The 6961-nt window shown below is 49.9% G+C and carries 8 protein-coding genes; all 8 read left to right on the forward strand.

Annotation, left to right across the window (positions count from 1 at the left end; genetic code table 11):
- Positions 1-389: DUF2690 domain-containing protein (locus B2U47_RS17190; protein WP_296688472.1), on the forward strand; the 389-nt coding region annotated here is incomplete at its 5' end.
- A gap of 222 nt (positions 390-611) precedes the next feature.
- Positions 612-770, forward strand: a complete 159-nt coding sequence (locus B2U47_RS17195; RefSeq protein ID WP_296682935.1) for a hypothetical protein — start codon at positions 612-614, stop codon at positions 768-770.
- A gap of 170 nt (positions 771-940) precedes the next feature.
- Entirely contained in the window at positions 941-1570 is a 630-nt protein-coding gene (locus B2U47_RS17200) for a Tll0287-like domain-containing protein (protein ID WP_296682932.1), read from the forward strand.
- A 122-nt stretch (positions 1571-1692) separates the two neighbouring features.
- Positions 1693-2397: a Crp/Fnr family transcriptional regulator gene (locus B2U47_RS17205; RefSeq protein WP_296682930.1), complete on the forward strand. Its 705-nt coding sequence runs from the start codon at positions 1693-1695 to the stop codon at positions 2395-2397.
- 3 nt (positions 2398-2400) lie between these two features.
- Positions 2401-3117 carry an arginyltransferase gene (locus B2U47_RS17210; RefSeq protein WP_296682927.1) on the forward strand — a complete coding sequence of 239 codons (717 nt, stop codon included), beginning with the start codon at positions 2401-2403 and terminating at the stop codon, positions 3115-3117.
- A gap of 93 nt (positions 3118-3210) precedes the next feature.
- Positions 3211-3576, forward strand: coding sequence for a hypothetical protein (locus tag B2U47_RS17215; RefSeq protein ID WP_296682925.1), 366 nt, complete (start codon positions 3211-3213; stop codon positions 3574-3576).
- Between the two features lie 116 nt (positions 3577-3692).
- A complete protein-coding gene (fusA, locus tag B2U47_RS17220; RefSeq protein WP_296682922.1) occupies positions 3693-5726 on the forward strand; it encodes an elongation factor G in 2034 nt (677 codons plus the stop codon).
- Positions 5727-5818: 92 nt separating this feature from the next.
- Positions 5819-6586, forward strand: coding sequence for a fumarylacetoacetate hydrolase family protein (locus B2U47_RS17225; RefSeq protein ID WP_296682920.1), 768 nt, complete (start codon positions 5819-5821; stop codon positions 6584-6586).
- The last annotated feature ends 375 nt before the right edge of the window (positions 6587-6961 follow it).

Genomic DNA, 6961 nt, shown 5'->3' on the forward strand with positions numbered 1-6961 from the left:
TGGCGGTAATGGCAAGCTACACCCACAACGGCACAACCAAGAGCGGCAGCAAAACCCAGACCATCAAGGATGTACCACCTGCTTATGATGGCAAAGATCCTATTTCGATGGGATGTGATAGCGACGCTACGACTGTGGCATCCAAGATTATTACAGGTGGTGTTATTGAACTGCGTTACTCTAAAAAATGTGGAACTAACTGGGCTAGAACGCGAGCAAATAGCAGTTCCAGCTCTACCTATGCCAAAGTAACCCGTAATTCTGATGGCAGAAGCTACTCATACTCTGGAAAGGGTAGCATTTATACGGCGATGGTTTACTCCCCAACAACCGTATCATGTGCAGAGGGTAAGATTGGCACTGCTAGTGCAAGTGGCGCATGTAAATGATCGTGAATTTATAATTCTCTGGATGAAGGGGCAATTTAGCCCCTTCTTTTTGCTTATTATCAGCTACTGACCTGCGTCACTGGCGTGCCCGGCTCGGGCAAATCCACTCTGATGAAGAGGATGCTGTGAGTTAGCCCTAAACATCAAGCAAAGCATTTTGTCTTCAGCGAATCAGTGCGTTAAGCTGGCGAAGATGAACTTGACAGGGCATGGAGTAACAGGATGGAAGCGCACAAACTAGCGACAGTCGATGGTTTCCTGGATGCTTCGGTGCAGCATGAACGCATTGATCTGGTTGATGGTGAAATCATCGCCTTAGCCCAATCGGGATTATCGGATGAAATTGCACCCTTCAAGCGGCGCAAAGGAAGTGGTGGGTAGTGGGTCGTGACGGAAATCAGCGTGCGTTACAACCAATACCACTGCCCGAAGCATGATCTGGCAGGCTGGCGTAAAGAAGGTGCCCCGAACCCTTCCTGTCTGATGTGTACGCCACAATTTGTGCCAGAATCGACAGTTGCCTAAACCATATAAAACACAGGGAAAAAGTAATGAAAAAAGTACTCTCACTAATCAGTCTCGCCGTTTTGCTAACCGCATGTGGAGGTGAGGAGAAAAAGCAAACCCAAACAGCCAAACCTGAAGTAACACCCGCAGCGACAGCTCCAGTCAAGACGGCTCCACCTGACAAGGCTGCTTTGGCAGAAGAAGCCAAAACCGCAGTACAGGCTTTGGCAGGCTCCCTGAAAGGGGAGCTGGAAGCTGCCATGAAAGCGGGTGGTCCAGTTGAAGCGATCAAGGTATGCAACACCAAAGCCCCTGAAATTGCCAAAACCGTATCGGCGGACAAAGGCTTGCAAATTAACCGTATCAGCTTGAAAAGCCGTAATCAGAACAACGTACCGAATGAATGGCAAACCAAAGTTCTCAACGACTTTGAAGCCAAAAAAGCGGCTGGCGAAGACCCGGCAGGCATTGCTTACGCTGAAATCGTCGGCAATGAATTCCGCTTCATGAAAGCTATCCCGACAGGTGCAGTCTGTCTGAACTGCCACGGCACTGAAATCAGCCCGGCAGTTACTGCCAAGCTGGGTGAACTGTATCCAAACGACAAAGCTACCGGATTCAAGGAAGGCGATTTGCGTGGTGCGTTTGTGGTTGTAAAAGCACTGGTGCAATAACACGAGCAATCCTTGGTTTCTTGCCATACTCTCTCCTGCGTTTTAGGCTTTGTCCTACAAGGCCGAACGCAGTAATATTCAGGTGTCTTGCGGCATTAGGCCGGATACAACAAGGAGAGGGTATGGCAAACATCAAGGGCAGGGGGCATTGCCAGTCCTGCCAGATTCGGCATTTGAGCATTTTTGCGCAATTACCGATTAACCGCTTAACTGAAATCCAGACTTTTCATCCTCCTGTTGTCACGTATGCTGCTGATGAAATCATTTATCATCAGGGCGACCCTTCCCTGAACGCCTTTACCCTGCGCAAGGGGCTGGTCAAGCTGATCAAAACCTTGCCCAACGGGCGTACCCAAATTGTACGTGTGTTACATACTGGCGATTTGTTTGGTTTTGACGGTTTTGCTGATGAAACCTATAACCATAGCGCTATTCCTTTAGGGGAAACTGAAGTATGCCGCTTGCCGCTGCACGACCTGATGGAACTGAAAAAGCAAAACCCCGAAATTGAAAACGCGATGATGCGCCGCTGGATTCAGCACCTGCGTGAAGCGGAAGACATGATGCTGGAACTGGGAGCCAAAAAAGCCCCCGAACGTCTGGCTTCCTTCCTGATCCGTTGGTGTGAAGATAGTGAAAATGGTTGGGCTCCATTACCCTTGTCCCGCGCCGAGATCGGTGAATTACTGGGGTTGACCATTGAAACGGTCAGTCGCTTTTTGTCGGATTGGAAACGGCAGGGTTTGCTCAATGAGCAGCGTGGTAACATCCAGATCCAGAGTCTGGATGACTTGCGCAAGGTTGCCTGTTCCAGCGGAGGGTGTTGAGCCATGAACAGGATGTCGGCAGAAAGCAACCTGAACCTGTACATTACTGCCGTACATCCTTGCCCCTATTTGCCGGGCCAAGAAGCCATGAATCTGTTGGTCGACCCCGGTTACAGCATGAGTGGCAACCTTTATTCACGCTTGCTGGATAGTGGCTTTCGACGCAGTGGGGATGATGTTTACCGACCGCATTGCCGGGAATGTCGTGCTTGTGTTTCTACCCGTATTCCAGTAGCAGAATTCAAGCCAAACCGCTCGCAACGCCGTAATCTGCGGCGTAATGCTGACCTGAAGGTGAAAATCAACCGGGAAGGTTTCAAGCCCGAATACTCACATTTGTACCGGCGTTATATCCAGCAACGTCACGCAGGTGGTGGTATGGATGCCGATAGCATTGATACTTTCGCCGGTTTTCTGCTGGCAACCTGGTGCAAAACCATGTTGGTGGAATTTTGGGATGCCAACAGCCTGTTGGCAGTAGCTGCGGTGGATGAGCTGAAACAGGGTTTTTCATCCGTATATACCTTTTACTCGCCAACCTCGGGGGTAGAACGCGGTCTCGGAACGTATGCGGTACTATGGCAGATTGCCTACGCCCGCCAGCAAGGGTTGCGCTATGTTTACCCCGGTTACTGGATTGCTGCGTCACCAAAAATGAATTACAAAACCAGCTTCCAGCCGATTGAGGGGCTGGTTAACGGTAGTTGGGTACGGCTGTAACAGTGACCATGCAGGTTATCTGAAAAACCGTGGTTGTGTCGGCTTTTTATGCTAGTTTGCGATTTGCCCCACCAATAGCATGAGAACAATAACATGGTTAAGAATTTTACACTGCAAGCCATTACTCACCAGCAAAAGGAAAACAATACCGGTATCATCTGCTGGAACATTCTGGATGAGCGCAACCGTCGCCGCAAGGTTGAAGCTGTTACCGAACTGAGCTCTCAGGGATTCATCAAAGCCGTCAAATCCAGCAATAAACGCGAAATGCCCTTGGTGGAAATTCTCAGCCAGTATGGTGAAGGGGATTCCTTCCGTATCGACTTTGCGCTGTTTAACCAGACATTTGGTTATCAGCCACGCGAAGTTTACCCGGAAAGCCAGGCAACCCCTCCGACCGGCAACAAGCTGCGGGATAGTTTGCGTGCCTTGTTCCAGATTCCTTTTCGTCCGCGTTGACAGTCGGTTGATGCAACGCAGGGGAGTGTGGAACGATTTTACGTGATATAGATCAGCCCCCCTGTCTTCCTACGGAGTAGAATGGGCAAAAACCCAATTCAAAATAAGGAGGCAGCGTGCATACCACCCAAGACATCCGCAACGTCGTTTTCATCGGGCATACTGGTGCGGGCAAAACCAGCCTGATCGAAGCCTTGCTGTTTCAGGCAGGTGAAACCACCCAGCAGGGTGACGTTGACAAAGGCAATACCGTCACTGATTGTGATCCACTTGAACAGCAACATCACCATTCCCTGTATGTTTCTGTTGCTACCGCACATTATGCCGGTTGCCACATCAACCTGATTGATACACCGGGATACCCTGATTTTCAGGGGCAAGTACTGACAGCGCTGACCGCTGCCGATACGGTCGTGGTGGTCATCAATGCCCAGGCGGGTATCGAGCCAATGAGCCGCAAGATCATGGAATGGGCTAGCAACCAGCGTCTACCATGTATGGTTGTGATCAACCGCATCGACACCGCTCCTGACAAGCTGGCGCAACGCCTTGAAGAAATCACTGAAGTGTTTGGGCGTGAATGCCTGCCACTGGATCTTCCCGTCAACCACGCCAAGCAAGTGGTGGAAGTGTATGACCATGAGTCTGGTGACGCTGATTTCTCGTCTGTTGGTAAAGCCCATACAACCCTGATTGAACAGGTGGTGGAAGCTGATGAAGCTGCGATGGAACATTATCTGGAAGAGGGTAGTGTATCCGCAGAAGAATTGCACGCAGCGTTTGAACGGGCGTTGCGTGAGCATCATCTGGTTCCTGTCTGTTTCACTTCTGCCGAAACAGGCACTGGTGTTCCTGAATTGCTGGATATTATTGCCAAACTCGCACCCAACCCGCAGGAGGCTACCCCGCATCCATTTATCCGCCATCAAGGGGATAAAACTGTAGAAACTTGGGCTGCCCCGGATTCTGACAAGCCTTTACTGGCGCACGTTTTTCATGTGGAATTCGATCCGTTCGTTGGCAAACTGGCTTTGTTGCGGGTACATCAAGGCAACCTGAAACTGGGTAATCAGGTGCTGGCAGGAGTGGATGGCAAAGCCATCAAGATTGCCCATTTGTACCGTTTGCAAGGTAAGGAGCGTATTGCAGTACAGCAGGCTGTGGCTGGTGATATTTGTGCCATTGCCAAGATCAATGAGATTGAGCTGGGCACTATCCTGCATGAGCGCCATGAAGATGATGGTGTGGCTATGTCTGGCATGACCCTGCCGACTCCTTTGGTAGGTTTTGCACTACGAGCCAAGAAGCGCGGTGACGAGCAAAAGCTGTCAGAAGTACTACATAAACTGGTTGCAGAAGACCCTTGCTTGCGAATTGAATACGATGCCACCGCCAATGAAACCGTACTGCGTGGTTTGGGTGACTTGCACCTGCGTATTGCCCTGGAGCGTATGGATAAACAATATCATGTAGAAGTCGATGCAACACTTCCTCGGATTCCGTACCGCGAAACCATCACCAAATCTGCACAGGCGCAATACCGTCACAAAAAACAGACGGGCGGGGCAGGGCAGTTTGGTGAGGTGCTGATTGAAGTGGAGCCACTGGCGCGGGGGACAGGTTTTGAATTTGTCAGCCGTATCGTTGGCGGGGCAGTTTCTGGCTCACTGATTCCCGCAGTGGAAAAGGGTGTGCGTCAGTTACTGGCTTCCGGCGCGATTAGCGGCAACCCGTTGATGGATATTCGTGTCACATTGCTGGATGGAAAAATGCATTCAGTGGATTCCAAAGAAATTGCCTTCGTAACAGCGGGACGTAAGGCATTCATGCAAGCGATTGCCGAAGCCAACCCCATCATTTTGGAGCCAGTGGTCGATCTGGAAGTCACAGTTCCCGCCGTGGCAATGGGTGACATTTCCGGCGACCTAGCGACCCGGCGAGCGCAGATTCATGATACACAAGCAGATTTGTCAGGTAACATGGTCATTCAGGCCAAAGTTCCACTGGTAGAACTGACTGATTATGCTTCACGTCTGAACTCGCTGACCGGTGGGGAAGGGAGCTGGGCAATTCAGTTTAGCCATTATGAGCCAGTCACGGAAAAGACCCAGCAGGAACTGATGGCGCAGTACAAAGCAACTGACGAGTGAGTACAAGGTAGCTATCTCACCCGGATGACTGGATTTTTGTGCTTTGCAACAGTAACCTTCCTGCCAATTCAATGAATGGCAGGAAGAGGCATATGGTACGTTGGGTAAGGTTTGAAGCAGAAAATGCAATCCGTTTCGGGGTCTGGGCAGAGGGGGAAATAAAAGAGTACACGGGTGAGCTGTTTGCTGCCAATGCGCCTAGCGGGCGCACATTTGCAGTCGCAGATGTACGTCTGTTGATGCCATGTGAACCTAGCAAGATGATTGGCCTGTGGAACAACTTCCACGCTCGCGCCAAACTCGAAAATCTGCACAAACCCGAGCACCCGCTGTATTTCCTTAAACCTGCCAATAGTTTTGCCGGGGAAGATGACCCAATTCCACGCCCAACAGATTACACCGGCATGGTGGTGTTTGAAGGCGAACTTGGCATTGTGATCGGCAAACGCTGCCGCAATGTAGCGCTGGAGCAAGTGGCTGATTACATCTTTGGTTATACCTGCGTCAATGACGTAACGGCGCGGGACATGCTGAAACTTGATCCTGCTTTCGTTCACTGGAGTCGAGCTAAAGGTTCTGACAATTTCGGCGCATTCGGCCCTTGTATCACTACTGGGCTGGATCCGCAGCAGTTGTATGTGCGGGTGGAGCTGAATGGTGAAGAAAAGCAGAATTATCCGGTAGCTGACATGTTTTTCTCACCTCATGAAATTGTCAGCCGCATATCGCACGACATGACACTGGAAGCGGGGGATGTAATTGCCTGTGGTACATCTGTTGGGGTCTGCGGGATGCAGGATGGTGATACGGTAGTGGTCAGCATTGAAGGGATTGGACGCTTGACCAACCGTTTCGGCTGATGTCTGAAACAGGGCATTAGTCTTCACTTTGGGGACGAGTGCCCTGCTGTTTCCCTTGATTTCGAGTACATCTTATTTCGCATAATACATAGTGTAGTAAACTTTAAATGAAATAATTAAAGCATATAATGCTAAATTAATTAAGTGTTTAAAACAAAGTATTCTGTGGTTTTAAATTCTTATTGAATGATTTCTTAAATTCATTATTGTTCAAGTAATCCTTTATAATAGGATTTCGCCTTGCTGGTTGGCCTCTTACTTCCAACCAGCAAGACTTCACACCAGCGACTAATAAGGAGTCGATGACATGCAACCTGATATTTTACCTGATTCCGATCATTTACGGGCGTTGAATGCTTGGCATTTACGTCTTGC

The sequence above is a fragment of the Thiothrix sp. UBA5583 genome, from assembly GCA_002425225.1.
Taxonomy (GTDB): Bacteria; Pseudomonadota; Gammaproteobacteria; order Thiotrichales; family Thiotrichaceae; genus Thiothrix; species Thiothrix moscowensis.